This window comes from Streptomyces sp. GB4-14 (genome assembly GCF_022696125.1).
In the GTDB taxonomy this organism is placed as follows: Bacteria; Actinomycetota; Actinomycetes; order Streptomycetales; family Streptomycetaceae; genus Streptomyces; species Streptomyces werraensis.
On sequence record NZ_RZHO01000002.1, the window covers coordinates 6,403,240 to 6,429,156 of the forward strand.

General features: G+C 71.4%; 17 protein-coding genes. 10 read left to right on the forward strand and 7 right to left on the reverse strand.

Going from position 1 to position 25,917, the window contains the following annotated elements:
* Positions 1 to 41: 41 nt before the first annotated feature.
* From ELQ39_RS30830 to ELQ39_RS30850, 5 genes are all read left to right on the forward strand, one after another.
* On the forward strand, positions 42 to 3,416 hold the full coding sequence (locus tag ELQ39_RS30830) for a pyruvate carboxylase (protein WP_242595691.1): 3,375 nt from the start codon (positions 42 to 44) through the stop codon (positions 3,414 to 3,416).
* A 181-nt stretch (positions 3,417 to 3,597) separates the two neighbouring features.
* A complete protein-coding gene (locus ELQ39_RS30835; RefSeq protein WP_242595185.1) occupies positions 3,598 to 4,410 on the forward strand; it encodes an SAM-dependent methyltransferase in 813 nt (270 codons plus the stop codon).
* Between the two features lie 210 nt (positions 4,411 to 4,620).
* Complete coding sequence (locus ELQ39_RS30840) at positions 4,621 to 7,632, forward strand: family 16 glycoside hydrolase (RefSeq protein ID WP_242595186.1); 3,012 nt, start codon at positions 4,621 to 4,623, stop codon at positions 7,630 to 7,632.
* 166 nt (positions 7,633 to 7,798) lie between these two features.
* Complete coding sequence (locus ELQ39_RS30845) at positions 7,799 to 8,131, forward strand: hypothetical protein (RefSeq protein WP_242595187.1); 333 nt, start codon at positions 7,799 to 7,801, stop codon at positions 8,129 to 8,131.
* Positions 8,128 to 8,919 (forward strand): VOC family protein, encoded by a 792-nt coding sequence (locus ELQ39_RS30850; protein WP_190003258.1) that lies wholly within the window; start codon positions 8,128 to 8,130, stop codon positions 8,917 to 8,919. Before ELQ39_RS30845 ends, ELQ39_RS30850 begins: the two co-directional genes overlap by 4 nt.
* Here the strand turns inward: ELQ39_RS30850 and ELQ39_RS30855 are convergent.
* Positions 8,900 to 9,346, reverse strand: coding sequence for a RidA family protein (locus ELQ39_RS30855; protein ID WP_242595188.1), 447 nt, complete (start codon positions 9,344 to 9,346; stop codon positions 8,900 to 8,902). The genes ELQ39_RS30850 and ELQ39_RS30855 overlap by 20 nt on opposite strands.
* A gap of 59 nt (positions 9,347 to 9,405) precedes the next feature.
* Here ELQ39_RS30855 and ELQ39_RS30860 point away from each other — a divergent pair, with 59 nt between their 5' ends.
* A complete protein-coding gene (locus ELQ39_RS30860) occupies positions 9,406 to 10,218 on the forward strand; it encodes a formate/nitrite transporter family protein (RefSeq protein WP_242595189.1) in 813 nt (270 codons plus the stop codon).
* Between the two features lie 17 nt (positions 10,219 to 10,235).
* Here ELQ39_RS30860 and ELQ39_RS30865 read toward each other — a convergent pair whose 3' ends face one another.
* On the reverse strand, positions 10,236 to 12,110 hold the full coding sequence (locus ELQ39_RS30865; protein ID WP_242595190.1) for an ABC transporter ATP-binding protein: 1,875 nt from the start codon (positions 12,108 to 12,110) through the stop codon (positions 10,236 to 10,238).
* 324 nt (positions 12,111 to 12,434) lie between these two features.
* Here ELQ39_RS30865 and ELQ39_RS30870 point away from each other — a divergent pair, with 324 nt between their 5' ends.
* From ELQ39_RS30870 to ELQ39_RS30880, 3 genes are all read left to right on the forward strand, one after another.
* On the forward strand, positions 12,435 to 13,010 hold the full coding sequence (locus ELQ39_RS30870) for a TetR/AcrR family transcriptional regulator (protein WP_242595191.1): 576 nt from the start codon (positions 12,435 to 12,437) through the stop codon (positions 13,008 to 13,010).
* 52 nt (positions 13,011 to 13,062) lie between these two features.
* Positions 13,063 to 14,241, forward strand: a complete 1,179-nt coding sequence (locus ELQ39_RS30875; protein ID WP_242595192.1) for a GDSL-type esterase/lipase family protein — start codon at positions 13,063 to 13,065, stop codon at positions 14,239 to 14,241.
* 220 nt (positions 14,242 to 14,461) lie between these two features.
* Positions 14,462 to 17,737, forward strand: a complete 3,276-nt coding sequence (locus ELQ39_RS30880; RefSeq protein WP_242595193.1) for a LamG-like jellyroll fold domain-containing protein — start codon at positions 14,462 to 14,464, stop codon at positions 17,735 to 17,737.
* A 67-nt stretch (positions 17,738 to 17,804) separates the two neighbouring features.
* On the opposite strand, the gene ELQ39_RS30885 is transcribed toward ELQ39_RS30880, so the two are convergent.
* The 5 genes from ELQ39_RS30885 to ELQ39_RS30905 all read right to left on the reverse strand — a co-directional run bounded on the left by ELQ39_RS30885 (position 17,805) and on the right by ELQ39_RS30905 (position 25,012).
* The gene (locus tag ELQ39_RS30885) at positions 17,805 to 20,162 is read right to left on the reverse strand and encodes an AbfB domain-containing protein (protein WP_242595194.1); all 2,358 of its coding nucleotides are present in this window, start codon (positions 20,160 to 20,162) and stop codon (positions 17,805 to 17,807) included.
* A gap of 129 nt (positions 20,163 to 20,291) precedes the next feature.
* Positions 20,292 to 21,326: an ABC transporter permease gene (locus ELQ39_RS30890; protein WP_242595195.1), complete on the reverse strand. Its 1,035-nt coding sequence runs from the start codon at positions 21,324 to 21,326 to the stop codon at positions 20,292 to 20,294.
* Positions 21,323 to 22,285, reverse strand: coding sequence for an ABC transporter permease (locus ELQ39_RS30895; RefSeq protein WP_242595196.1), 963 nt, complete (start codon positions 22,283 to 22,285; stop codon positions 21,323 to 21,325). Before ELQ39_RS30895 ends, ELQ39_RS30890 begins: the two co-directional genes overlap by 4 nt.
* Positions 22,278 to 23,840, reverse strand: coding sequence for a sugar ABC transporter ATP-binding protein (locus ELQ39_RS30900; RefSeq protein WP_242595197.1), 1,563 nt, complete (start codon positions 23,838 to 23,840; stop codon positions 22,278 to 22,280). The genes ELQ39_RS30895 and ELQ39_RS30900 overlap by 8 nt, the downstream gene beginning before the upstream one ends.
* Before the next feature lie 77 nt (positions 23,841 to 23,917).
* Complete coding sequence (locus tag ELQ39_RS30905; protein WP_225625411.1) at positions 23,918 to 25,012, reverse strand: ABC transporter substrate-binding protein; 1,095 nt, start codon at positions 25,010 to 25,012, stop codon at positions 23,918 to 23,920.
* 441 nt (positions 25,013 to 25,453) lie between these two features.
* Here ELQ39_RS30905 and ELQ39_RS30910 point away from each other — a divergent pair, with 441 nt between their 5' ends.
* Positions 25,454 to 25,894 (forward strand): hypothetical protein, encoded by a 441-nt coding sequence (locus tag ELQ39_RS30910; protein ID WP_225625410.1) that lies wholly within the window; start codon positions 25,454 to 25,456, stop codon positions 25,892 to 25,894.
* Positions 25,895 to 25,917 lie beyond the last annotated feature (23 nt).

Here is a 25,917-nt window from a genome sequence, read left to right on the forward strand (position 1 = left end):
ACACGATGGTGATCGTCACCGGCAGGCTGAAGGGACCGACCATGTTCCGCAAGGTGCTCGTCGCCAACCGCGGCGAGATCGCGATCCGGGCGTTCCGCGCGGGCTACGAACTCGGTGCGCGCACCGTTGCCGTCTTCCCGTACGAGGACCGCAACTCGCTGCACCGTCTGAAGGCCGACGAGGCCTACGAGATCGGCGAACCGGGACACCCGGTCCGGGCCTATCTGTCCGTCGAGGAGATCGTGCGCGCGGCGCGCCGGGCCGGCGCCGACGCCGTCTACCCGGGCTACGGATTCCTGTCGGAGAACCCCGAGCTGGCGAAGGCCTGCGCGGACGCGGGCATCACCTTCGTCGGCCCCGACGCCCGCATCCTGGAGCTGACCGGGAACAAGGCGCGCGCCGTGGCCGCGGCCCGCGAGGCGGGCGTCCCCGTCCTCGGCTCGTCCCAGCCCTCCACCGACGTCGGCGAACTCGTGCGCGCCGCCGACGAGATCGGCTTCCCCGTGTTCGTGAAGGCGGTCGCGGGAGGCGGCGGCCGGGGTATGCGCCGGGTGGAGGACCCCGCCCAGCTGCGGGAGGCCGTCGAGGCCGCGTCCCGGGAGGCCGCCTCCGCGTTCGGCGACCCCACGGTGTTCCTGGAGAAGGCCGTCGTCGAGCCCCGCCACATCGAGGTGCAGATCCTCGCCGACGGGCAGGGCGAGGTCATCCACCTCTTCGAGCGGGACTGCTCCGTCCAGCGCCGCCACCAGAAGGTGATCGAGCTCGCCCCCGCGCCCAACCTCGACCCGGAGCTGCGCGACCGGATCTGCGCCGACGCCGTGAGGTTCGCCCGGCACATCGGCTACCGCAACGCCGGCACCGTGGAGTTCCTCGTCGACCGCGACGGCCACCACGTCTTCATCGAGATGAACCCGCGCATCCAGGTCGAGCACACGGTCACCGAGGAGGTCACCGACGTCGACCTGGTGCAGGCGCAGCTGCGCATCGCCGCCGGAGAGTCGCTCGCCGACCTCGGACTGTCGCAGAATTCGATCACTCTGCGCGGCGCGGCCCTGCAGTGCCGCATCACCACCGAGGACCCGGCCAACGGCTTCCGCCCGGACACCGGCCGGATCAGCGCGTACCGCTCGCCCGGCGGCTCCGGCATCCGCCTCGACGGCGGAACCACCCACGCCGGCACGGAGATCAGCGCCCACTTCGACTCCATGCTGGTCAAACTGACCTGCCGGGGCCGCGATTTCGCCGCCGCCGTGGGCCGCGCCCGGCGCGCGGTCGCGGAGTTCCGCATCCGCGGCGTCGCCACCAACATCCCGTTCCTGCAGGCGGTGCTGGACGATCCCGACTTCCAGGCCGGGCGGGTCACCACCTCGTTCATCGAGCAGCGCCCGCAGCTGCTCACCGCGCGCCACTCCGCCGACCGTGGCACCAAGCTGCTCACCTACCTCGCCGATGTCACCGTGAACAAGCCGCACGGCGAGCGGCCGGAGCTGATCGACCCGCTGACCAAGCTGCCCGGGACGCCCGCGGGGGAACCGCCGGCCGGCTCCCGGCAGCGCCTCGCCGAGCTGGGCCCCGAGGGCTTCGCCCGCTGGCTGCGCGAGTCGCCGGCCGTCGGCGTCACCGACACCACCTTCCGCGACGCCCACCAGTCGCTGCTCGCCACCCGGGTGCGCACCAAGGACCTGCTCGCCGTCGCCCCGGTGGTCGCGCACACCCTGCCCGAGCTGCTGTCCCTGGAGTGCTGGGGCGGCGCGACCTACGACGTCGCCCTGCGCTTCCTCGCCGAGGACCCGTGGGAGCGGCTCGCCGCCCTGCGCGAGGCCGTGCCGAACATCTGCCTCCAGATGCTGCTCCGCGGGCGCAACACCGTCGGCTACACGCCGTACCCGACGGAGGTGACCGACGCGTTCGTGCAGGAGGCCGCGGCCACCGGCGTCGACGTCTTCCGGATCTTCGACGCGCTCAACGACGTCTCCCAGATGCGGCCCGCCATCGACGCCGTCCGCGCGACCGGCACGTCCGTGGCGGAGGTCGCCCTCTGCTACACCGCCGACCTGTCCGACCCGTCCGAGCGGCTCTACACACTGGACTACTACCTGCGGCTGGCCGAGCAGATCGTCGAGGCGGGCGCGCACGTCCTGGCCGTGAAGGACATGGCGGGTCTGCTGCGGGCGCCCGCGGCGGCCGCGCTGGTGTCGGCGCTGCGCCGCGAGTTCGACCTGCCGGTGCACCTGCACACCCATGACACCGCGGGTGGTCAGCTCGCCACCTACCTCGCCGCGATCCAGGCGGGCGCGGACGCGGTGGACGGCGCGGTGGCCTCCATGGCCGGCACCACCTCGCAGCCCTCGCTGTCGGCGCTGGTCGCCGCCACCGACCACTCCGAGCGGCCCACAGGACTGGACCTCCAGGCGGTCGGCGACCTGGAGCCGTACTGGGAGAGCGTCCGCAAGATCTACGCGCCGTTCGAGGCGGGCCTGGCCTCCCCGACCGGGCGCGTCTACCACCACGAGATCCCCGGCGGCCAGCTCTCCAACCTGCGCACGCAGGCGATCGCGCTGGGACTCGGCGACCGCTTCGAGGACATCGAGGCGATGTACGCGGCCGCCGACCGCATGCTGGGCCGCCTGGTGAAGGTCACCCCGTCGTCCAAGGTGGTCGGCGACCTCGCCCTGCACCTGGTCGGCGCGGGCGTGGACCCGCGCGAGTTCGAGGGGAACCCGGACCGCTTCGACATCCCCGACTCGGTCGTCGGCTTCCTGCGCGGCGAGCTGGGCACCCCGCCCGGCGGCTGGCCGGAGCCCTTCCGCACGAAGGCGCTGCGCGGACGCGCGGAACCCAAGCCCGCGCCGGAGCTGTCCGCCGAGGACCGCGAGGGCCTGGCCAAGGACCGACGCCCGACCCTCAACCGGCTGCTGTTCCCCGGGCCGACCCGCGAGTTCGAGGCGCACCGCCAGTCGTTCGGCGACACCAGCGTCCTGGACAGCAAGGACTTCTTCTACGGGCTGCGCCCGGGCAAGGAGTACGGCGTCGACCTGGACCCGGGCGTCCGGCTGCTGATCGAGCTGCAGGCGATCGGCGACGCGGACGAGCGCGGCATGCGCACGGTGATGGCCACGCTCAACGGCCAGCTGCGGCCGATCCAGGTGCGCGACCGGGCCGCGGCCACCGACGTGCCGGTCACCGAGAAGGCCGACCGCGCCGACCCGGGTCATGTGGCGGCGCCCTTCGCCGGCGTGGTCACCCTGGCGGTCGCCGAGGGGGACCAGGTGGAGGCGGGCGCCACAGTGGCGACCATCGAGGCGATGAAGATGGAGGCGGCCATCACGGCCCCGAAGTCCGGCACGGTGTCCCGGCTCGCGATCAACCGCATCCAGCAGGTGGAGGGCGGCGACCTCCTGGTCGAACTCGCCTGACCGAAGGCTCATCAGCGGACAGGCCATGCCCATGGCATATGCCTGCGACGGGGTCGCCGTTCGGCGTGACGGCGACCCCGTACGAACATCCGGCAGGCCTTCGAACAAGCCTGCGCGGGTGAGCTGTGGGACCGTAGATTGAGCGGCGACAACAGCTCTCGGAACACCACGGACGGCACTCATGACCGACCCTGCGACGGCACCCGGATCAGCACAGCAGAAGATCGACACCTCGGTGCCGCACTCGGCCCGCATCTGGAACTACTGGCTGGGAGGGAAGGACAACTACCCCGTCGACGAAGAGGCCGGCGACGCCTACACCGCCGTCTTCCCCGGCATCGTCACCATCGCCCGCAGCAGTCGTGCCTTCCTGCGCCGCAACATCACCTACCTGGCCGGTGAGCAGGGTATACGCCAGTTCCTCGACATCGGCACCGGCCTGCCGACGGCCGACAACACCCACCAGGTCGCCCAGCGGATCGCCCCGGAGTCCCGGATCGTCTACGTCGACAACGACCCGATGGTCCTGGCCCACGCCCGCGCGCTGCTCTACTCGACGCCCGAGGGCGCCACGGCGTACGTCGACGCGAACGTCCTGGAGCCGGAGCGCATTCTGAAGGCCGCGAGTGACACCCTGGACCTGACGCGTCCCACCGCGCTGATCCTCAGCAACATCCTCGGCCACATCGCCGACCACGACGAGGCGCGCTCCGTCGTCGACCAACTGATGGCGGCCCTGCCGTCCGGCAGCTTCCTGTCGGTCAACGACGGCTCGCGCGGCATCGACCCGGTCTTCGAGCGCGCGCAGGACGCGTACAACTCCAGCGGCGCGGTGCCGTACAACCTGCGGACGGTGGAGGAGATCACCTCCTTCTTCGACGGGCTGGAGCTGGTCGAGCCGGGTGTCGTGTCCGTGCAGCAGTGGCGTCCGGACGAGGACGCGCCCGAGCCGCAGGTCATCGCCGAGCACGGCGGCCTGGCCCGCAAGCCCTGACCTCTCACGCACCGAGGCGGGTCCCGTAACTCCCGGGACCCGTCTTTTCGTTGTCCCGGCGACGAACTTTGAACTCGTCGAGTACAAAGTATGGACGAGCTGAGCAGAAGTCTCCTAGCGTGTCGGCGCAACCGTTGGCGTACTCGGGAAAACGCGTATTCCGCACCGGAGTTGTCCGGCCCTCCGGTCGACCCAGCAGGAGGCAGCAGCATGGACGTACGGCTGTACCGGCATGTCCGAAGATCACTCACCGGCCTGCTCGTCGGCGCCTTCCTGGCCGGCGGCGTATGGGGGTCGCCGCCGGCCTCGGCCCGTCCGGGCGCCGCCCTCCAGGCCGACGTACCGCCCCAGGAACCGGGCGTCACGCTCCGCGTGTTCGACGTACAGGTCCCGCTCGAGAAGATCTGCACCCTCAAGCCCGGCCAGACCCCCAACGTCGACCGGCTGGCGCCGGTCGTCGACTTCACCTCGACCGCCGACTTCGGCGGGTTCGCCGACAACTTCGTCAGCCAGGTCACCGGCAACATCCATGTCCCGGCCGCCGGTTCGTACACCTTCCGGCTCACCAGCGACGACGGTTCACGGCTGCTGATCGACGACCAGGTGGTGATCGACCACGACGGGCTGCACGGCGCCGAACCCAAGGACGGCGCCGTCGAGCTCACCGAGGGCATGCACGCGCTGCGCATCGACCACTTCGAGCGCGGCGGCGGCGAGCAGCTCACCCTGGCCTGGCAGCCGCCCGGCGCCGAGGGTTTCACGACCGTGCCGAACGAGGCGCTGAGCACCGACGCCGGCGTGGTGCGGGTGACCGCGCCGGGCCGCAAGGAGTGCGAGGGCATCACCGACTCGCCCGGCGACGGCCTGCCGCTGAACGCCGTACGCCCCGACCACACGCTCACCGACCTGCGTCCCGAGGGCTTCGAACCGCAGGTCACGGGCATGGACTGGCTCCCCGACGGCCGGCTGCTGGTGAGCACCTGGGGCGGCACCGACAACACGGCTGGCGAGATCTACGCCCTCGACCACGCCACCGGGAACACCGGCCCGGACAAGGTCACGGCCACGAAGATCGCGGGCGGGCTCAAGGAGCCCATGGGACTGAAGGTCGTTGACAACGCTGTCTACGTCTCGCAGAAGCACGAGCTGACCGAGCTGCGCGACAGCGACGGCGACGGCTCCCTCGACCGCTCCCGCACCGTCGCCACCTGGCCGTACGGCGGCAACTTCCACGAGTTCGCCTTCGGGCTCCTGTACGACAAGGGCTACTTCTACCTCAACCTGTCCGTCGCCATCGACTACGGCGGCGCCACCACCGACCCGCAGCCCGCACCCGGCCGTGGCGTCACCATCAAGGTCAACAAGAAGACGGGGAAGGTCAGTTACCTGGCCGGCGGGCTGCGCACGCCCAACGGCATCGGCTTCGGACCCGGCGGCGGCATGTTCGTCACCGACAACCAGGGCGGCTGGCTGCCCGCGTCCAAGCTGGTCCACGTCAAGCAGGACCGCTTCTTCAACCACTACACCAACCCCGCGGGCCCCTTCGACAAGGAACCGGTGACCCAGCCGGTGCTGTGGCTGCCGCAGAACGAGATCGCCAACTCGCCCAGCACGCCCCTCTATCTGACCAAGGGACGCTTCAAGGGGCAGATGCTGTTCGGCGACGTCACCTACGGCGGGCTCCAGCGCGCGTACCTGGAGAAGGTCAAGGGCCAGTACCAGGGCGCGGTGTTCCGCTTCACCCAGGGCCTCGAGGCGGGCGTGAACCGCATCAGCATGGGCCCCGACGGCGCGATCTACGTGGGCGGCCTCGGCGCCGACGGCAACTGGGGCCAGGAGGGGAAGCTCAAGTTCGGCCTGCAGAAGCTGACGCCCAACGGCGGCAACACCTTCGACATCCAGGCCATGCGGGTGCGCAAGGGCGGCTTCGAGCTGGAGTACACCCAGCCCCTGTCGCAGGAGACCGCCGAGGACCTGGTGAGCCACTACGAGGCCCAGCAGTGGCGCTACACCCCGACCCGTGACTACGGCGGCCCCAAGATCGCCGAGGAGACCCTCGAGGTGACCTCCGCGAAGCTGTCCGCCGACCGCAAGAAGGTCACCCTGGCCATCGACGGCCTCAAGCCCGGCCGCGTGGTGCACGTCCGCTCCCCGCGCCCGTTCAGCTCCGCGTCCGGCGAGACCCTGTGGAGCACCGAGGCCTGGTACACCCTCAACGCCCTTCCGGGCGCAGAACCGGCACCCGGCCCGGTGTACGAGGCGGAGGAGGCCACCCTCACCGGGGCGGCCGGCATCAACACCGACCACCGCGGCTACTCGGGCAGCGGCTTCGTCGACCGGTACGGCACCCAGGGCGCCACCACCACCTTCGACGTCACGGTGGACCGGGCCGGCTCGTACGACGTGGGCCTGCGCTACTCCAACGGCCCGAACCCCTTCCAGGGCACCAAGTCCCTCTCCCTCCACGTCAACGGACGCAAGATCGGGCAGACCGAGCTGCGGACCACCGGCGACTGGGACACCTGGTCCACCCAGCGGGAGACGGTACGGCTGCGCGCCGGGCACAACACCGTCGCCTACCGGGTCGACGAGGGCGACACCGGGCACGTCAACCTCGACCTGCTCACCGTCGACCGGCACGGCGCCCCGGTCGCCCTGTTCGACGGCCGGAACCTCGACCGCTGGCAGCACACCGACGGACGCCCCGTGCAGTGGCCCGTGGACGGTGGGGCGGCGGAGGTCTGCTGCGGTGACATCCGCACCAAGGACAGCTACGACGACTTCCGCCTGCACGTCGAGTACTGGCTGCCGAAGCTGCCCCCGGACGTCACCGGCCAGGACCGCGCCAACAGCGGCGTCTACCTCCAGGACCGCTACGAGGTGCAGATCCTGGACTCCTACGGCGACACGACCCTCGCCACCGACGAGGCGGGCGCGATCTACCAGAAGAAGGCGCCCGACGTGAACGCCGCCCGGCCGCCGGAGACCTGGCAGTCGTACGACATCGTGTTCCGTGCCGCGCGCTACGACGCCGAGGGCGACAAGACGTCCGACGCGCGGATCACGGTGGTGTGGAACGGCAAGAAGGTCCACGACGACGTGGCGGTGGACAGCCCCACGGGCGGCGGCGCGCCCGAGGGACCCGCAGCCGCGGCGATCCGGCTCCAGGACCACGGCAACGCGGTGCGGTACCGCAACATCCGCATCGAGCCGCTGAGCTGACGCCGACCGGGTGAGAAACACGGGTGTGGCCGGGGACACGGGAACCCGGCCGCACCCCTGTCAGGACCTACCGCGCCGCGGGCCGCAGTGCGGCAGGCCCGGCCGGACGGCGCCGCGTTCGGGGGAGTCCGCCTCGGCGGAGCCGCCCCGGGCGCGGATGCCGATCATGCCGGCGGCGGTGAGCCTCGCGGCCACCGCCGCCGCGACGCCGCACACCAGGCGACGGCTTCCACCAGGCGCCGCTGACGGGCACAAGGTGGAGATCCTCAGCCGGAGCACCGAGCCGTTCACCGAGCGCACCGAGATGACCGGCCAGGGCACGGCGCACCCCTCGCGGCTGGTCCTGCCGTTCACCACGCGCACGGCGCAGCGGGAGGCGTGGCCCGCGGACGAGGCGCTCGGCCGTCCGAAACCCCCGGACGGCGAAGCCGAGGGGCGCGCCGGGCTGCCCGGTGGCACGCTGAGTCCGAACGGAGTCTCCGAAAGGACCTCGCGGTGATCACCACTGATTTCGTCCCCGGCTCGCCCTGCATGCTCGACGTCGGGGTCCCCGACGTCCCGGCCGCCGCGTCCTTCTACGGCGCGGTCCTCGGCTGGGACTACGAGCCGATGGCCGAGGAGGTCGAGGGCGGCATGTTCCGCAAGGACGGCAAGATGGTCGCCGGCCTCGGCAAGCTCACCGAGGAGGGCGCACGCCCGGCCTGGATGATCTACTACACGGTCGCCGACGCGGACGCCGCCACCCGGGCCGTCGAGGCGGGCGGCGGCACCGTGCGCGTGGCGCCCATGGACATCGAGCAGTGGGGCCGGATGGCCCAGTACAGCGACCCGCTGGGCGGTCAGTTCGCCGTGTGGCAGCCCGGCGAGAGCAAGGGCGTCGACCTGGTCGACGCGCCCGGCTCCCTGTGCTGGACCGAGCTGTACACCAGCGACGCGGCCGGGGCGCGGCAGTTCTACGGCGACGTGTTCGGCTGGCGGTTCAGCGACATGCCGATGCCGGGCGGCGAGGGCACGTACACCCTGATCACTCCCGCGGGCCAGCCCGAGGAGCGGATGCACGGCGGGCTGCTGGAGGTCGGCGAGGACGCCCTGTCCCTGGCCGGCGGGCGGCCCTACTGGCACCCGGTCTTCGCGGTCCCCGACTGCGACGCGGCCGTGGCCCAGGTGAACGGGAACGGCGGCACGGTGCAGATGGGCCCGGTGGACGCCGAGGGCGTCGGCCGGATGGCCCTGTGTCTCGACCCCTTCAAGGCGGACTTCGTGCTGCTCACTCCGACGGAGGGCTGACGGAAGAGGCGGGCCGGCCGGCGGTGGCCGGCCGCCGGGCGTCCACCTCGATCTCGATCCTCATCCGGGGATCGGCGAGACCGCAGACCATCATCGTCGCGGCTGGCCGCACCTCCCCGAAGCACCGGCGCAGCACGGGCCAGCAGGGCTCGAAGTCCGCCCGGTACGGCAGCAGGTAGCGCACCCGGACCACATCGGCGAACGTGCAGCCGGCCTCCGCCAGCGCGGAGCCGATGTTGCGCAGGCACTGCTCGGCCTGCTCCACGACGTCGTCGGAGATCGTCATGGTCGTGTAGTCGAAGCCCGTGGTCCCGGACACGTGCACCCGGTCGCCGTCGACCACGGCACGGGCGTAGCCGATGCGCTCCTCGAACTCCGAACCGCTGAGTATCGCCCGGCGCGGAAGATCATCCGAAGGGTGGATCATGGTCGCATCGTATGTCCTCGCCGACTCCCCGCGCCGGGACCCGGCCGCGGAGCGCTGCCATGGAGCCTGACGACCAGATCATGCGAGGCCCGGGGGAGCGGCGCGTCGCCGAGGCGGCGGAACGGATCGTCGTGGAAGGCCGGCCGCGTCTGCACCGCACCTGGGCGTCACTGGTGGCCACCGCCCTGCTGGGCGGCATCGACGTGAGCGTCGGCGTCATGACGCTGCTGTTCGTCAAGCACGAGACCGGCAGCGACCTCCTGGCCGGAGTGGCCTTCTCCGTGGGGCTGATCGCCCTGCTGCTCGGTCACAGCGAACTGTTCACCGAGGGCTTCCTCGTACCCGTCAGCACCGTGATCGCCGGGGCCGCCACCTGGCTCGACCTGCTGCGCCTGTGGGTGACGGTCCTGGTGATGAACCTCGTCGGCGGATGGGTGTTCATGTGGATCGTGATGCGGGCCTTCCCGGAGCTGCACTCCACGGCGGCCGAGGCGGGCGCGCGGTTCGTCGACGGCGGGTACACCCTGGGCACGTTCTGCCTCACCGTCCTGGGCGGCGGCGTCATCACCCTCATGACGCGGATGCACCACGGCACCGAGTCCATGACCGGGAAGATCGCCGCATCGGTGTCCGCCGCGTTCGTCCTGGCCGGACTCGGCCTGTGGCATTCGGTCCTCGACTCCCTCATCGCCTTCGCGGGCCTGCACGCCGCCGACACCCCCTACGGTTACGCCGACTGGCTGGCCTGGCTCGGCTGGGCCGTCCTCGGCAACGTGGTCGGCGGCCTCCTCCTGACCACGTCCCTACGCCTCGTCCGCAGCGCCCCGGTCCTGCGCGAGGAGGCGCCGGCTACGGACGCGGGCGACACCTGACGGGGGAGGGGCCGGGCTCAGCGGTCCTGCGACAGCCGCAGCAGATCGGCGAAGGTGCCTCCCGCGTGCACCAGGTCGTCGAACGTGCCGTGCTCGGTGATGCGGCCCTGCTCCAGGACGACGATGTGGTCGGCGATCTTCGTGTTCTCCAGCCGGTGGGTGACCACGATGGTGATGCGATCGCCCGCGATCGCCTTGATCCGTTCGAAGATGCCGTGCTCGCCGCGCGGGTCCATCTGCGAGGTCGGCTCGTCGAGGATCAGCAGGGGCGGCCGCCGGTACAGCGCGCGGGAGCAGGCCAGTCGCTGCCACTGGCCGCCGGACAGCTCCGCCCCGCCGAAGATCTCCCGTGCGAGCAGCGTGTCGAGACCGGCGGGCAGGCCCTCCACGGCGTCCCGCATCCCGACCGCGTCGACCGCCTCCCACACCTCGTCGTCGCCCGTGCTGCGCGGCTGCCCGAGCGTCACGTTCTCCCGCACGCGCAGCGGCCACTGGGCGAAGATCTGCGGCACCAGGCCCGTGCACCGCCACACCGAGGCCGGGTCGGCTTCGGCGAGGTCGACGCCGTCCCAGGTGACGCGGCCCTTGTCCGCGAGGTGGATGCCGGTGACCAGACGGGTCAGGGTGCTCTTCCCCGACCCGTTCACGCCGACCACGGCGAGAATCTCCCCGCGCCGCAGCGTGAGCGACACGCCGTCCACGGCCGGCTTCTCCTTGCCCGGATAGCGGTAGGCGACCTCCTCGAGGCGGATCTCCTCCACCGGCGACGCGACCTGCGCCGGCCCTCGCCGGGGAGCGCGCGCGGCGGCGTCGTCGAGGAACGCCTGCATGTCACTGAGGTACAGGCTGGTGTGGAACACCGCCGCACCGTTCATCACCACCTGGGACAGCGCGGCCAGGGTGGTCTGCACGGCGATCACGGCCGTGGCGGCGACGCTCGGGGCGATGCGCCCGGAGGCCGTGAGCCACGCGAGCGCCACCCAGGTCAGCACCAGGAACGCGCCGCCGGCGAGGGACGACAGCAGAGCGATCCGCAGGGTCCGCGGGGCCGCCGACAGCGACCTCCTGTCCACCCGCTCGGACAGGGCGTGGTACCAGTACAGGAGGTACTCCGTCATGCCGTTGGCGCGGACCTCGTCGGCGTACTTCGGCGTGGTCGCCCACCAGCGCGTCATGCCGCGCACGGCGCGGTCGGCGATGTTCGCGTAGTGGATCTCGTAGTCGACGCGTGCGGTGAGGACGGCGCCCGCGCCCGCCGGGGCGACGGCCAGCAGGAGCAGCGGCAGCATCAGCGGGTTGAGGACCGAAAGGACGCCGCAGGCGGTGACCATCCTGATGAGCGCGGCCATGAAGCGCTGGGCGTCCATCACCATCACGTGCGTGCGCATCACGCCCATCTCCGCGGCCTCCTGACGGTCGGCGAAACCGTCCACGGCGTACGCCTCCGCCTCGACGCGGCACACGGCCTCGACCAGCGCGCAGTCGGTCTCCGTGGTCAGCCGCGGGGTGATGCGCCGCTCGGCGTAGGAGGCCAGCGCGACCGACGCGCGGGCGAGGGCGCTCGCCGCCGCGACGACGACCAGCGCGGGCAGGGCGTCGCGCAGCCGGTCGCCGACCGCGCCGGACCCCAGCAGCGGGCCCATGGCGCGTGCTGTCGCGGTGAGCAGGGCCGCCGCCGACACGCCGGTCACCAGCTGGCAGGTGAGGAGCAGCAGCACGGCGCGGCGGTCGATGCGCCACGCCATGACGCAGATCCGCCGCAGCACCGAGGGGAGCTGTGAGCACAGGGCACGGAAGCCGGCCTGGCCGAGCGGGTTCACGGACTGGTGGCCGGAGAAGGTGATCTCGGCGGGAGGCGGGGGCGGGACGGCACGGCCGGTCGGTGGGGTCACGGCTTCTCCCTGCTGGTCAGAGGGGTGAGGCGACGGCACGAGGTTCAACGAGAGGGGCGCCGGTATCGAACACACGTGTTTCGGACGCCGTCCTTTCCGTGCGGCGAGCGGCGGCCGGGGTACGAGTCCTTGAACGCCGGGCCCGGTCAAGCGGCACCGGGTGGCCGAAACGCCGACGGCTGGGACGCCCGAAGGGGGCGCGGGGGACTGCGCGAACAGACACCGACGGCCCGCACTCGCCATGTGAGCGGCTTCGCCCTTTTGCTGTTTGCCTAAAGACTTTAGGCTCAGGCATACTCGCTGTAGCTGAACGAAAGGACGACGATGGCACCGCGAGCAGGACTCACCGCCGAGCGCCTGACCCAGGCAGGCGCGACCCTCGCCGACGAGGTGGGCTTCGACCAGGTGACCGTCTCGGAGCTCGCCCGGCGCTTCGACGTCAAGGTGGCGAGCCTCTACTCCCATGTGAGGAACTCGCACGACCTCAAGACCCGCATCGCCCTCCTGGCCCTGGAGGAACTCGCCGACCGCGCCGCCGACGCGCTGGCCGGACGGGCGGGGAAGGACGCCCTCGTCGCCCTGGCGAACGTCTACCGCGACTACGCGCGCGAGCACCCCGGCCGGTACGCGGCCGCGCAGTTCCGGCTCGACCCCGAGACCGCCGCGGCCAGCGCCGGAGTACGGCACGCGAAGATGACCCGCGCCCTCCTGCGCGGCTACGAGCTCGACGAACCGGACCAGACCCACGCCGTCCGCCTGCTCGGCAGTGTCTTCCACGGCTACGTCAGCATCGAGATGGGCGGCGGCTTCAGCCACAGCGCCCCGGACACGGACGAGACATGGTCCCGCGTCCTCGACGCGCTGGACGCCCTCCTGCGCAGCTGGCCGCCCGCGCCCTGACCTCGCGCCCCCCGGCCTCACGTCCACCCACCCTCGAAAGACGGACTTCGACATGCCTTCCGCGCTCGTCACCACCCCCATCACCCCCGACCTCGTACGCGGCGCCCTCGAACTGGAGGAGACCCCCGACGGACTGCTGCCGCACCGCCTGCCCGCGTGGGCGCGCGCCCAGTGCTCCGACGGGCAGCTCGCCATGGCCGAGTCCCAGCCCTCCGGCGTCCGCCTGGTCTTCCGCACCCGCGCCACCGTCGTCGAGCTGGAGACCGTCCCCACCAAGCGCGTTTACGTCGGCGCCCCGCCTCGCCCCGAGGGCCTGTACGACCTGCTCGTCGACGGGCGGCCCGCCGGGCAGGCGTCCGCGACCGGCGGCAACACCGTCACCATCGACATGTCGACCGGCCAGGCCGAGATGAGCTCCGGACCCGTCGGCGCCGTCCGCTTCGAAGGGCTGCCCGGCACCCGCAAGACCGTGGAGATCTGGCTGCCGTACAACGAGATCACCGCACTCGTCGCGCTGCGCACCGACGCCCCGGTCGAGCCCGCGCCCGCCTCCGGCCGCCGCATCTGGCTGCACCACGGCAGCTCCATCAGCCACGGCTCCGACGCCGCGAGCCCGACCACCGTCTGGCCCGCGCTCGCCGCGGCCGCGGGCGACGTGGACCTGGTGAACCTCGGCTTCGGCGGCAGCGCCCTGCTGGACCCGTTCGTCGCCCGCACCATACGCGACACGCCGGCCGACCTGATCAGCCTCAAGATCGGCATCAACCTCGTCAACACCGACCTGATGCGGCTGCGCGCGCTCGGCCCCGCCGTGCACGGCTTCCTCGACACCATCCGCGACGGCCACCCCGACACCCCGCTGCTGGTCGTCTCACCGATCCTGTGCCCCATGCACGAGGACACGCCCGGCCCCACGGCCTTCGACTTCAGCCGGCTCGCCGAGGGGAAGCTGGCGTTCACCGCCTCCGGCGACCCGGAGGAGCGCGCCGAGGGCAAGCTGACGCTGAACGCCGTACGCGAGGAGCTGGAGCAGATCGTGGCGGCGCGCGCGAAGGAGGACCCGAACCTGTCCTACCTCGACGGGCGCGCCCTGTACGGCGAGCAGGACCACGCCGAGCTCCCGCTGCCCGACGGGCTGCACCCGGACGCGGCCGCCCACCGGCTCATCGGGAAGCGGTTCGCCGCCCACGCCTTCGCGGCGGACGGCCCGTTCGCCGGCGCCGTCGACTGACCCGGACGGTGGCCGCCTCTTCCCCGGGGCGGCCACCGTCCGTCCACCGAGCCGTCGTTGACGCACAGTCACCTCTGCGCAAAGCCTGGACAGCCGTCCCGTCGCGTGTTGTCATTCCGCTGCACAACGGATTTCCAACGTTGGAAGAACATTCGGCGGAGTTGACGGCCGTGCTCTCGTTCCGCCGTGGCCCCATGCACCCAGCGCGAGGAAAGGTTCGATGACCAGACAACTCACCCGCCCGAGATCCAGATGGTGGGCCGTGCTGACCGTGACGGCGCTCACCCTGTCCACGGGCGCCCTGGCGCCCGCCGCGACGGCCGCCGCACCGGCCGCGGCCGTCGACGCCTCCGCCGCCCGGGCCGCGGACGCCGACGTCACGGTGCACGGGCTGAAGGGCGAGTACTTCCGCATGTCCGCACCGGGCGCCCGGGACTTCGCCGAACTCGGCGGGACCCAGCTCGAGCCGCAGATCAACTTCGCCGGCCTCACCAGCACGTTCGAGGAGCTGACCGGGCGGACGGAACACACCACCGCCCGCTGGACGGGCCAGATCGAGGTCCCGGCGACCGACGACTACACCTTCTACGCGATCGGCGACAACGGCTTCCGTCTCTACATCGACGGTGAGCCGGTCCTCGACCACTGGGAGCCCGACTGGGACCGGGAGCAGACCAGCACCCCGGTGAAGCTCACCGCGGGCAGGACGTACGACTTCCGCCTGGAGATGTTCCAGGACTTCGGCGGATCCAACATGTACCTGCGCTGGTCCACGCCGACGCTTCCCAAGCAGCTCGTGCCGATGACGGCGTTCACCCCGCCCGCCGACTTCGAGGTCTACCCGGTCGAGCTGACCGTCGGCCGCGACGGCCGCACCCTCCGCGCCCGCTTCGACGGCCCGGTGGGCGGCCTCGGGCGCGTGGCCGAGCACCTCAAGGTCGAGGCCGACACCACTGCCCTGCCGATCAGGTCGGTGAGGACCTCCCCCGGGGACCGGAACGCCCTCCAGGTCACCCTCGCCGAGGCGGTCCAGAAGGCCCAGACGGTCCGTGTCGTCTACGACGGCGAGGGCGGCCTCACCGCCGGCGGCGAGGCCGTGCCCCACATCGCCCGCTACGCCGGGAACGCCTCCGTCCACCGCCTCACCACCCCGTGGGGCGACAAGGTGGACAAGAACAACCCGCTGCCCGAGTACCCGCGCCCCCAGCAGGTCCGCACGCAGTGGAAGAACCTCAACGGCCCCTGGCAGTTCAGCGGCGCGAAGGCGGGGGAGCAGCCCGTCTTCGGCAAGGACCTGAACGAGAAGATCATCGTGCCGTTCCCGGCGGAGTCACTGCTCTCCGGGATCGAGCGGCACGAGGACCACATGTTCTACCGCAAGCTCGTGGACGTGCCGAAGAACTGGAAGGTCGGCAAGAGCGGCAAGAACCGGCTCAAGCTGAACTTCGGCGCCGTCGACTACGAGGCCCGCGTCTGGGTCAACGGCAGGAAGGTCGCGGAACACACCGGCGGCTACAACGCGTTCAGCGCCGACATCACCGACGCGCTGAAGAGCAAGGGGCCTCAGGAGATCGTCGTCGCGGTCACCGACACCGGCGGCCCCGACCAGCCCGTGGGCAAGCAGTCCACCAGCCCGGGCGGCATCTGGTACACCCAGTCCTCCGGCATCTGGCAGACCGTGTGGATGGAGCCCGTCGCCGAGACGTCCATTGACAACGTCGTCACGACGCCGGACATCGACACCAGGACCCTCGCCGTGACGGTCGAGTCCGCCGGCGCGTCCGCCAGGGCACGTGTCGAGGCCGTGGCCCGCGACCACCGCGGCAAGGTCGTCGGCAAGGTGACCGGCCCCGCCAACAAGCAGCTGAAGCTCCCTGTGGCCAACCAGCGCCTGTGGAGCCCGGACGACCCCTACCTCTACGACCTCGACGTCACGCTGAACGACGGCCGGTCCACCGACACGGTCGACAGCTACTTCGGCATGCGGAAGATCGGCATCGAGGACGTGGGCGGCTACAAGAAGCTCGTCCTCAACGGGAAGCCCGTCTTCTCCCTCGCCACCCTGGACCAGGGCTTCTGGCCCGACGGGCTCTACACCGCGCCCAGCGACGACGCCCTGGCGTTCGACCTGAAGGCGCACAAGCAGCTCGGCTTCAACGCGGTCCGCAAGCACATCAAGGTGGAGTCGCCGCGCTGGTTCTACCACGCGGACCGGCTGGGCCTGCTGGTCTGGCAGGACTTCGTCTCCGGCAACCTCACCAGCGCGAGCGGCCGGCAGGCGTTCGTCGAGCAGGGCCGGGAGATGATGCGCCAGCACCACAGCTCGCCCTCCGTCATCGGCTGGATCGTCTTCAACGAGGGCTGGGGCGAGTGGGACCGGGCGGAGACCGGCAAGCTCACCGAGGCCGTCAAGGCCGCCGACCCGTCCCGCGTCGTCAACGCCCACAGCGGCGTCAACTGCTGCAACAGCAAGGGCGACTCCGGCACGGGCGACATCATCGACCACCACGACTACAACAACGAGGACCCGCCCTTCCCGGACCACCGCGCGGCGATGGACGGCGAGCACGGCGGCTTCACCCTCCGCACCCCGGGGCACATGTGGCCCGGCCCGCCCACCGTCATCTACAGCGGCGTGGACAGCAAGGAGGCGCTGACCCGCAAGTACGTGGAGAACACCGAGAAGTTCTATCTCGACCAGGCCGCCGCGGAGCTGTCCGGCTCCGTGTACACGCAGATCACCGACCTGGAGAACGAGCTCAACGGCCTGTACACGTACGACCGCAGGGAGATCAAGGTCGACCCGAAGGCGGTGCGGGAGATCAACCTCGAGGTGCTCGCGGCCGGCGCGTCCGCCGGTCAGCGCGAGCAGTTGAAGGGCGGCGGCCGATGGTCCCTCGACGAGGGCGCCGGCACCACCGCCGAGGACAGCGGCCCGAACGGCAAGGCCCTGACCCTCACCGGGGGCGCCACCTGGACCACCGGAGTCAGCGGCAGCGCGCTGAAGTTCGACGGGCAGGCCCAGTTCGCCCAGACGGACGGACCGGTCCTCGACACCACCGGCAGCTACACCGTCTCCGCCTGGGTCACCCTCGACGCGCTGCCCGGCAACTACGCCACCGCGGTCAGCCAGGACGGCCGGCGCCAGGCGAGCCCGTTCTACCTCCAGTACGGGCAGGGCGCGTTCGCCTTCAGCACGCCCGACGGACAGCGGGCGCGCCTGGAGACCCGGCCCGAACTGGGCCGCTGGTACCACCTGGTCGGCGTGCGGGACGGCGCCACCGGCGAGATCACCCTGTACGTCGACGGCGTGAAGGCGGCGACCGTCAAGAGCGGTCCCAACTACGTCGGCTCCGGGCCCCTCGCGGTCGGCCGCGCCAAGTGGAACGGTGACGACACCGACTTCTGGAACGGCTCCGTCGACGAGGTCCACGCCTACGACAAGGCGCTGACCGCCGAGGAGGTGACCGCCCTCCACGAGGCGCAGAAGCCGTAACACCCGGTACGACGAGGGGGCGGACGCCACGGCGTCCGCCCCCTCTCGCGGTCCCGTCACCTACGGCTCAGGGTGTCCAGGGCGCCTCCACCGCCCACGTGGTGTCCTCGGCGAACAGGGCGGGGGAGTCGTAGGCTCGTGTGCCACCGGGGATCGCCAGCCACAACTCGGCGTCGTAGTGCCGCAGGTACTGCCCGGGGAAGTTGTACGCGGACAGCCTCACGCCGCCGTTCGCGCCCCGCACCGGGCAGAAGGTGGCGTCCGCGCGGAACAGGTCGCCGCTGCCGCCCTCCTTGTACACACGGGAGTTGCGGTGCCGCAGATACTCGCCCGGGTAGTTGCGCGACTCGAACGAGTAGCAGGAGGCGTCCGCCAGGCCGGGGACGATCCGCCAGGTGGCGTCGGCCTTCAGCAGCGCCGCGCTGCCGCCGTTCACCACCTCGGTGAACGCGGCGCCGTCCTTGTGCCGGATGTACCGGTCCGTGTAGCCGGGGGTGGTGACGCGCAGGGAACGGAACTGTCCGGCGGGCAGCGTCACCGGGGCCGCCGGCGAGCGGGAGGCGTCGATCAGCGCCCGGTTGGCCGCCCGGACCCGCGCCTGGTCGACCTTGACCACCTGGCGGTCGTAGGTGAGCAGTCCGTTCGCCTCGTTCTCCACGTCGGTGATCTCCGTGTAGACGGCCGCGGACAGGCCCCGCGGGAGACGCACCTCGCGGATGCCGTCCAGGAGCCCGACGAGCCGGTTGTCGAGGTGGGCGAGGGACGGCTGGTCCTCGTAGCTGAAGCCGCCGCCCGGGTACCACTCGTGGCCGGCCACCTTGAAGCCGAGACCGCCGTACTCGCCGAGCACCGCGGCCCGGCCGGCGTCCGGCACCGTGGTGCCCGGGCCTACGTAGACGTGGTGGTCGACGACGTCGCCGTTGCCGCCGTCGACGGCGCCGCAGCAGTTCACCCCGCTCATGTTGTCCACCAGCCGCGACGGGTCGTACGCCTTCACCTCGTTCGCGATGCGCGCCTGGTCGTACTGGCCCCAGCCCTCGTTCTGGTTCACCCACATGATCAGCGAGGGGGAGCTGCGGTGCTGGTCGATGATCCGCCGGTACTCGGCCTCCCACTGGGCGCGCCCCGCCGCGTCGGGCGTGCGCTCCATGGACGGCATGTCCTGCCACACCAGCAGACCGAGCCGGTCGGCCCAGTAGAACCAGCGCTGCGGCTCCACCTTGATGTGCTTGCGCACCATGTTGAAGCCCAGGTCCTTGTGCTTCTGCAGGTCGAACCGCAGGGCGGCGTCGGTCGGCGCGGTGTAGATGCCGTCGGGCCAGTAGCCCTGGTCCAGGGTGCCGGTCTGGAACACGAACTGCCCGTTCAGCACGGGCCGCAGCACACCGTCGACCCGGGCGAGACCGACCGTGCGCATGCCGGTGTAGCTGCCCACGGAGTCGACCGGCGTGGCGCCGGACAGCAGGTCGGCGCGCACGTCGTAGAGGAACGGGTCGTCGGGCGTCCACCGGCGGGCGTTCGGCACCGGGACGGTGAACTCCGTGCCGGCCGGGCCGGTCGCCGTGCCGACCGTGGCGCCGCCGGCGGAAACGGTCACGCGGGCCTGATGCCCGCTCGTCCCGGCGCCCCGCACGGTCACCTTGAGCCGGTTGTTCGTCAGGTCGGGCACCATGTCGAGCCGGGTGATGTGGGCCGCCGACGTGGGCTCCAGCCACACCGTCTGCCAGATACCGGAGGCGGCCGTGTAGAAGATGCCGCCGCCCGGATGGGGCTGGACGTCGTTCAGCCGCTGCTTGCCGACCGCCTGGCTGCCCGTCTGGGTGGGGTCCCACACGGAGACGACGACCGTGTTGACGCCGCCCCGGTTCAGCAGGTCGGTGATGTCGTAGGAGAAGGAGTCGTAGCCGCCGTCGTGGACGGCGCCCGCCTGCCGGTCGTTGACCCAGACGGTGGTGCGCCAGTCGCTCGCGCCGAAGTGGAGCTGGACGCGCCGGCCGTCCCAGCCGGACGGGACGGTGAAGGTGCGCTTGTACCAGAGCTTGTCGTTCTGGGTGATGCGGCGCTGGATGCCGGAGAGCGCCGACTCGGCGACGAACGGCACCCGGATCTGCTCCGGGAAGGCGGCGGGACGGCCGGCGTTCGCCGAGGTCACGGCGAAGTCCCAGATGCCGTTGAGGTTCGCCCAGTCGGGGCGGGTGAGCTGCGGGCGCGGATACTCGGGCAGCGGGTTGTCGACCGGGACCTGGTTTGTCCACGGCGTGGTCATCGGCGCGGGCTTCGGCGTCCACGCCGCCGGCGCCGCGGTCGCGGCCCCGGGAACGGTGAGGGCGGTGCCGGCCAGCAGGGCCAGCACCGCCAGGACGGTCGCCGTCCACCGCCGTCTCGGGCGGGCGGCACGGGGGACGGGTGCGGGTGTTCTACGCATCGTCACTCCTCGGGAAGTGGGGGTGGGAGACGTGCGCGTGCCAGGGCGGCCGGCTGTGCGAGGAGCGTGACCGGCCGCCGTACCGGACGCGGCAGCGGGAGCCAGGAGGCCCGCCGCCGCGTCCGGGGTCTACATCAGTTGCCGCCGTCGCCCCAGCCACGTCTGGGCGACGACCACCACGGCCAGGAAGGCGCCGCTGACGACCTGCTGGTAGGAGGAGTCCAGGGAGCCGATCTGGTTGATGACGTTCTGGATCACCTTCAGCAGCAGCACCCCGACCAGCGACCCGCTGACATAGCCGAGCCCGCCGGTGAGCAAGGTGCCGCCGATGACCACGGCGGAGATCGCCTCCAGTTCCATGCCGTTGCCGAGGATGGTCACCCCGGAGGCGAGCCACGCGGCGTTCAGCGCACCGGCCAGGCCGGCCAGCACCCCGGACAGCGTGTAGACGAGGATCTTGGTGCGGGCCACGGGGGCGCCCATCAGCGCCGCCGCGTCCTCGTTCCCGCCGACCGCGTACACGTGCTGGCCGAACCGGGTGCGGCGCAGCACGACCGCCCCGGCGACAAAGAGCGCCAGCATGATCCATACGGGGTTGCCCAGGCCGAGCGTGGTGCCCTGCCCCAGCTCGGCGAGGAAGGAGCCCTTGCCGATGAGGTAGGTGTTCGCGCCCTCGTCGGTGATCGCCAGCATCAGACCCCGGGCGCCCAGCATGGCCGCCAGGGTGACGATGAACGGCGCCAGCCGCGACCGGCCCACCAGCAGCCCGTTGACCACGCCGACCGCCCCGCACACCGCCAGCGGCAGCAGCAGCGCCACCAGCGTCCCGTGCCGGGAGCCCCAGGCCGCCAGCACCCCGCCGAGAGCGAACAGCGAGCCCACCGACAGGTCGATGCCGCCGGTGATGATCACGAACGTCATGCCGAGCGCGACGATCGCGAGGAACGCCGAACTCGTCGCCATGTTGCTGACGTTGTCGCCGGTCGCGAACGAGTCGAAGCTGAACGTCGCCACCAGCGAGACGATGACGAGCACGGCCAGCGCGCCGTGCTGCTGCACCAGGGCGCTCAGCCGCTCCGAGCGCGCAGGCCCGACAGGCTCCGCGCCCGCCGCCCGCTTGCCCTCGTCCACGCCCACCGGCGCCTGCGTCTTCGTGACGGTCATCGCTTCCCCCGTCCCCGCGCCGCGTAGACCGCGGCCACGATCACTACGGCCTGCGCGATCTGCGTCCACGACGGCGGCAGATCGTGCTTGATCAGGGTGGCGGTGAGCAGCTGGATGAGGACCGCGCCCGCCACCGTCCCGGCGATGTTGACCCGGCCGCCGGTGAGCGGCGTGCCGCCGACCACGACGGCGGTGATGGCGGACAGCTCCATCAGGTTGCCCAGCGACGTCGGGTCGCTGGCCTGAAGCCGTGCCGTGGCGAGCACGCCCGCCACGGCGGCGAGCAGTGCGGACACCACGTACACCACGATCAGCACGCGCCGCACCGGCAGGCCGGCGAGCTGCGCGGCGGGACGGCTGTCGCCGATGGCGAGGAGCTGCCGTCCGAAGGTGGTGCGCCGCACCGTGAACGCCACGAGGAGTGCCAGCACGGCCGCGATCAGGATCAGGTACGGGATGCCCAGGACGTCACCCGAACCGAGCGACGCGAGCTGCGGGTTGCGCAGGTCCTCGAGCTGCGGCAGCAGCACCAGGGCCAGACCCCGCCCGCCCACCATGAGGGCGAGGGTCGCCACGATGGGCTGCACCCCGACCAGCGCCACCAGCGCCCCGTTGGCGAGGCCCACGCCGGCGGCGAACAGCGCCACCACGAGCAGCGCAGGCACCAGTCCGTACCCCAGGTAGAGGGCGGTCACCGAGGCCGCCAGCGCCATCACGGCGCCCACCGACAGGTCGACGCCCTCGGTGCCGATGACCAGGGCCATGCCCAGCGCGACGATGATGACGGGCGCCACCTGCACGGCCTGGGTGCGGAAGTTCTCCGCGGACAGGAAGTGCGGGGTGATGACGATGTTGACGGCGAGCAGCAGCGCCACACCGGCGTACACGCCGTACCTCTGCAGCCACTGCAGGGCGCGCGCCTTGTCCAGCGGGACGGTCTTCAGAGCGGCTTCAGCCATCGGTGGCCGCCTCCTCCCCGACCGCGCCCCGTGCCGGGGCGTCCCCGGCGATGGTCCGCATCAGCTTGTCCTCGGTGACCTCGTCGCCGGTCAGTTCGCCGACGACGGCACCGTCCTTCAGTACGACCACGCGGTCGGACCCTTCGATCAGTTCCTCCAGGTCGGAGGAGATGAGCAGGACGCCCAGCCCGTCCGCGGCCAGTTCGTCCACGAGCTTCTGCACCTCGGCCTTGGCGCCGACGTCGATGCCCCGGGTGGGCTCGTCGAGCAGCAGCACCTTCGGGTTCATCGCCAGCCAGCGGGCGAGCAGCACCTTCTGCTGGTTGCCGCCGGACAGTTCGCCGACCTTCTGCTGCGGCGAGGACGCCTTGATGCGCAGCCGCTCGATGAACGTGTCCACGATGGAGTCGACGCGCGCCTCGGACACCAGCCCGAAGCGGGAGAGACGGGGGAGGACGGCGAGGGAGATGTTCTCCCGGACCGAAAGGCCGGGCACGATCCCCTCGCTCTTGCGGTCCTCCGGCAGCAGACTCACGCCCGCGCGGATGGCGGCCGGCGTGGACCCCCCGCGCAGCGGCGCCCCGGCCACGACCACGCGACCCGAACTTGTGGGCAGCGCCCCGGAGATGGCCTTCGCCGTCTCGGTGCGTCCGGACCCGAGCAGCCCGCCGAGCCCGACCACCTCGCCGGGCCGGATGCTGACCGACACGCCGTGCAGCTGGTGCGGGACCGTCAGGTCCGTGGCCTCCAGCACCGGCCGGGTGTCCGTGGCGTGGTGCTCGCCGGTGAACTTCGTCAGTCCCTCCGACCGCACCTCGCCCAGCTCCCGGCCCAGCATGGTGGACACCAGGGACAGCCGGTCCAGGTCGGCCAGCTTGCCGTGGTGGACGCGGCGGCCGTCGCGCAGCACGGTCACCGTGTCGCACACGGCGTACAGCTCGTCCAGGCGGTGGCTGACGTAGACGACGGCGATGCCCTCGTCGCGCAGCCGGCGGATGACCGAGAACAGCGTCTCGACCTCCCGCGGTTCGAGCGACGACGTAGGCTCGTCCATGATGACGATCCGCGCCTCGCTCGCCACGGCCCGGGCCAGCGCGACCATCTGCTGCGCGCCCACACCGAGGCTGCGCAGCGGCCGCCGTACGTCGACGCGGACGCCGTAGCCGCGCAGCGTCTCCTCGGCCTCGCGGTGCATACGGGCGAAGTCCAGCAGCCCGAAACGGTTCCGCGGCTCGCGGCCCAGGAACAGGTTGCGGGCCACGCTGAGCAGCGGGATGAGGTTGACCTCTTGGTAGATCGTCGAGATGCCGGCCTTCTGCGCCTCCAGCGGGGTGGCGAAGGAGACCGGACGGCCCTCGAAAACGATGTCACCGGCGTCGGGCCGGTACACCCCGGTGAGGAGCTTGATGAGCGTCGACTTGCCGGCGCCGTTCTCGCCGATCAGGGCGTGGACCTCACCGGCGTGCAGGGTCAGGTCCACGTCGTCCAGGGCCCGGACGCCGGGGAACGTCTTGCTCAGTCCGCGGACGGCGAGGACTTCGGCGGGGGGAGCCACCTGTGCCTCCAGGATGGGAATGGGTGACGGACGGACAGGGGGCCCGGCGTGGCGCGGACCCCCGTGACGTGACGGGATCAGTAGGCCTTGCCGAGGTCCTGCTCGGCGTTGCCGTCGTCGTAGGCGCCGTCCTGGATGATGATGTCCTGCGCGACTTCCTTGCCCTGGGTGAAGTCGTCCAGCGTCTGGAACGCCAGCGGGCCGAACCGCGGGTTGGACTCGATGACACCGCTGATCCAGCCGTCCACGACGCCCTGGACGGCGTTGCGGGTGCCGTCCACCGTGACGATCTTGACGTCGCCGGCCTTCTTGCCCGCGCCCTTCAGCGCGGCGACCGCGCCCAGGCCCATCTCGTCGTTCTCCGCGTAGATGCCCTTGATGCCGGGCTTCGACTGGATGAGCTGCTCGGTGACCTGCTGGCCCTTCTCGCGGGTGAAGTCACCGGTCTGCTCGAAGACCACCTTCAGGCCGGGGGCCTTCTCGGCGACCCTCTCCTTGAAGCCCTTCGTGCGCTCGGTGGTGACGTTGTTGCCCGCGGAGCCCAGCAGGATGGCGACCTCGCCCTTGCCGCCGGTCGCCTCGATCATCTGGTCCGCGGCGCGGCGGCCCTGCTCCACGAAGTCCGAGGCGATGAAGGACACGTAGTCCTTGCAGGCCGTGGCGTTGATCTTCCGGTCGATGGTGACGATCGGGACTTTCTTGGCCGCGGCGGCCTGGAGGACCGGGTCCCAGCCGTCGGAGTTCAACGGGGCGATCACCAGCAGGTCGGCGCCCTTGGCGAGCAGGTCCTGAACGTCGCTGATCTGCTTGGAGAACTGCGACTGCGCGTTGGCCGTCAGCAGCTTGACGCCTCTCCTGGCGGCCTCGTCCTTGATGGACTGCGTCTCGGCGATACGGAAGGGGTTGGCCTCCTTCTCCGACTGGGAGAAGCCGACCGTGGCGTCCTTCAGGTCGATCTTCTTGCCGCCGTAGGCGTCGATGGTGCAGGTCTTGCTGCCCGGCTTCGGCTCGGCCACCTTCTGGCCGGCGTCGGCGGCGGCCGTGGACTTCTTGCCGTCCGCCGCGTCGTCCTCCGACTTGGCGCAGGACGTCGCGGTGAGGGCCACGGCGGCGGCCAAGGCCACGAGCACGGGACGGGCGAGGAGAAGGGAACGGTGAGTGGTGCGCTGCATGGTGACCCCGATCCGGGTGACGCTGAAAGGGAACTGGGGAGCCTGAAGGACGCGCATGGTGGTGCTGCTCCCCCTGTGCACAACGGCGTCCGGTGCGCCGCCAAGGAGGTTTTACATCGTTGGAAGAGGGCTGTAAACCCCTCGCGCACAAGGTGGGGAGGGGAGGTGCGCGCGGGCGCGGCCGCAGGAGTTGAGGGGCGCGTGGGGGCGTGCATGTCGGTAAGCGCGTGCCATGGCCTGGTGCGAAGACCCCCGGCCCATGGTCGGACAGCTGTCCGGGACACCGCCGTGACCGGCCCGGACAGCCTCGCGCCGTCCGGGACACCGCGACGTCCTTGTTCTCCGGTCGCCCCCGCCCGCAGCATCGGCACCGCCGGCGCCGGACGGTGGACCGCTCAGGCGCCGCGCAGAGGTCATCCGTGAGACGAAGGGACAAGACGTATGCGGGCGAGTCGAGTTGTCGCGAGTGTGCTGACCGGTGCGGCCCTGGTGCTGGGGGTGGCGGCCTCGCCCGCCTCCGCCGCGGACGGCTGGCAGGCCACGGCCGACGCCGACGACAGCACGTTCGGACAGCACCCCTACGAGTGTGACGACTTCGCCGGCGGCGAGGCCTGCTTCCAGCCCTATGGCGAGTGGTTCTGGGTCCGTGACCTGAGCGCCGACAACCTGCCGGTGGCCATGGTGTGGTCGTACAGCGACGACTTCGGCTCGCGTCAGGGCGTCGCGTACGACACGCTCGGCAAGGCCAGGGGGTGGACCCACCTCAACAAGAGCTTCGAGGAGTACGGCTCCCTCTTCTGGCAGGTCTGCTCGGTGACGAGCGTGGCCAAGAAGCAGATCAACTGGAACTCGTGCAGCGACGGTCAGAGCTCGATCACGTGAGCCGACCGGTTCCGTGACCGGCG

Coding starts and splice junctions, on each gene's coding strand:
- ELQ39_RS30895 (WP_242595196.1), bottom strand. CDS start 22,285: ATGGCTGAAGCCGCTCTGAAGACCGTCCCGCTGGACAAGGCGCGCGCC.
- ELQ39_RS30880 (WP_242595193.1), top strand. CDS start 14,462: ATGACCAGACAACTCACCCGCCCGAGATCCAGATGGTGGGCCGTGCTG.
- ELQ39_RS30855 (WP_242595188.1), bottom strand. CDS start 9,346: ATGATCCACCCTTCGGATGATCTTCCGCGCCGGGCGATACTCAGCGGT.
- ELQ39_RS30840 (WP_242595186.1), top strand. CDS start 4,621: ATGGACGTACGGCTGTACCGGCATGTCCGAAGATCACTCACCGGCCTG.
- ELQ39_RS30905 (WP_225625411.1), bottom strand. CDS start 25,012: ATGCAGCGCACCACTCACCGTTCCCTTCTCCTCGCCCGTCCCGTGCTC.
- ELQ39_RS30860 (WP_242595189.1), top strand. CDS start 9,406: ATGGAGCCTGACGACCAGATCATGCGAGGCCCGGGGGAGCGGCGCGTC.
- ELQ39_RS30845 (WP_242595187.1), top strand. CDS start 7,799: ATGCCGGCGGCGGTGAGCCTCGCGGCCACCGCCGCCGCGACGCCGCAC.
- ELQ39_RS30830 (WP_242595691.1), top strand. CDS start 42: ATGTTCCGCAAGGTGCTCGTCGCCAACCGCGGCGAGATCGCGATCCGG.
- ELQ39_RS30875 (WP_242595192.1), top strand. CDS start 13,063: ATGCCTTCCGCGCTCGTCACCACCCCCATCACCCCCGACCTCGTACGC.
- ELQ39_RS30885 (WP_242595194.1), bottom strand. CDS start 20,162: ATGCGTAGAACACCCGCACCCGTCCCCCGTGCCGCCCGCCCGAGACGG.
- ELQ39_RS30835 (WP_242595185.1), top strand. CDS start 3,598: ATGACCGACCCTGCGACGGCACCCGGATCAGCACAGCAGAAGATCGAC.
- ELQ39_RS30890 (WP_242595195.1), bottom strand. CDS start 21,326: ATGACCGTCACGAAGACGCAGGCGCCGGTGGGCGTGGACGAGGGCAAG.
- ELQ39_RS30910 (WP_225625410.1), top strand. CDS start 25,454: ATGCGGGCGAGTCGAGTTGTCGCGAGTGTGCTGACCGGTGCGGCCCTG.
- ELQ39_RS30870 (WP_242595191.1), top strand. CDS start 12,435: ATGGCACCGCGAGCAGGACTCACCGCCGAGCGCCTGACCCAGGCAGGC.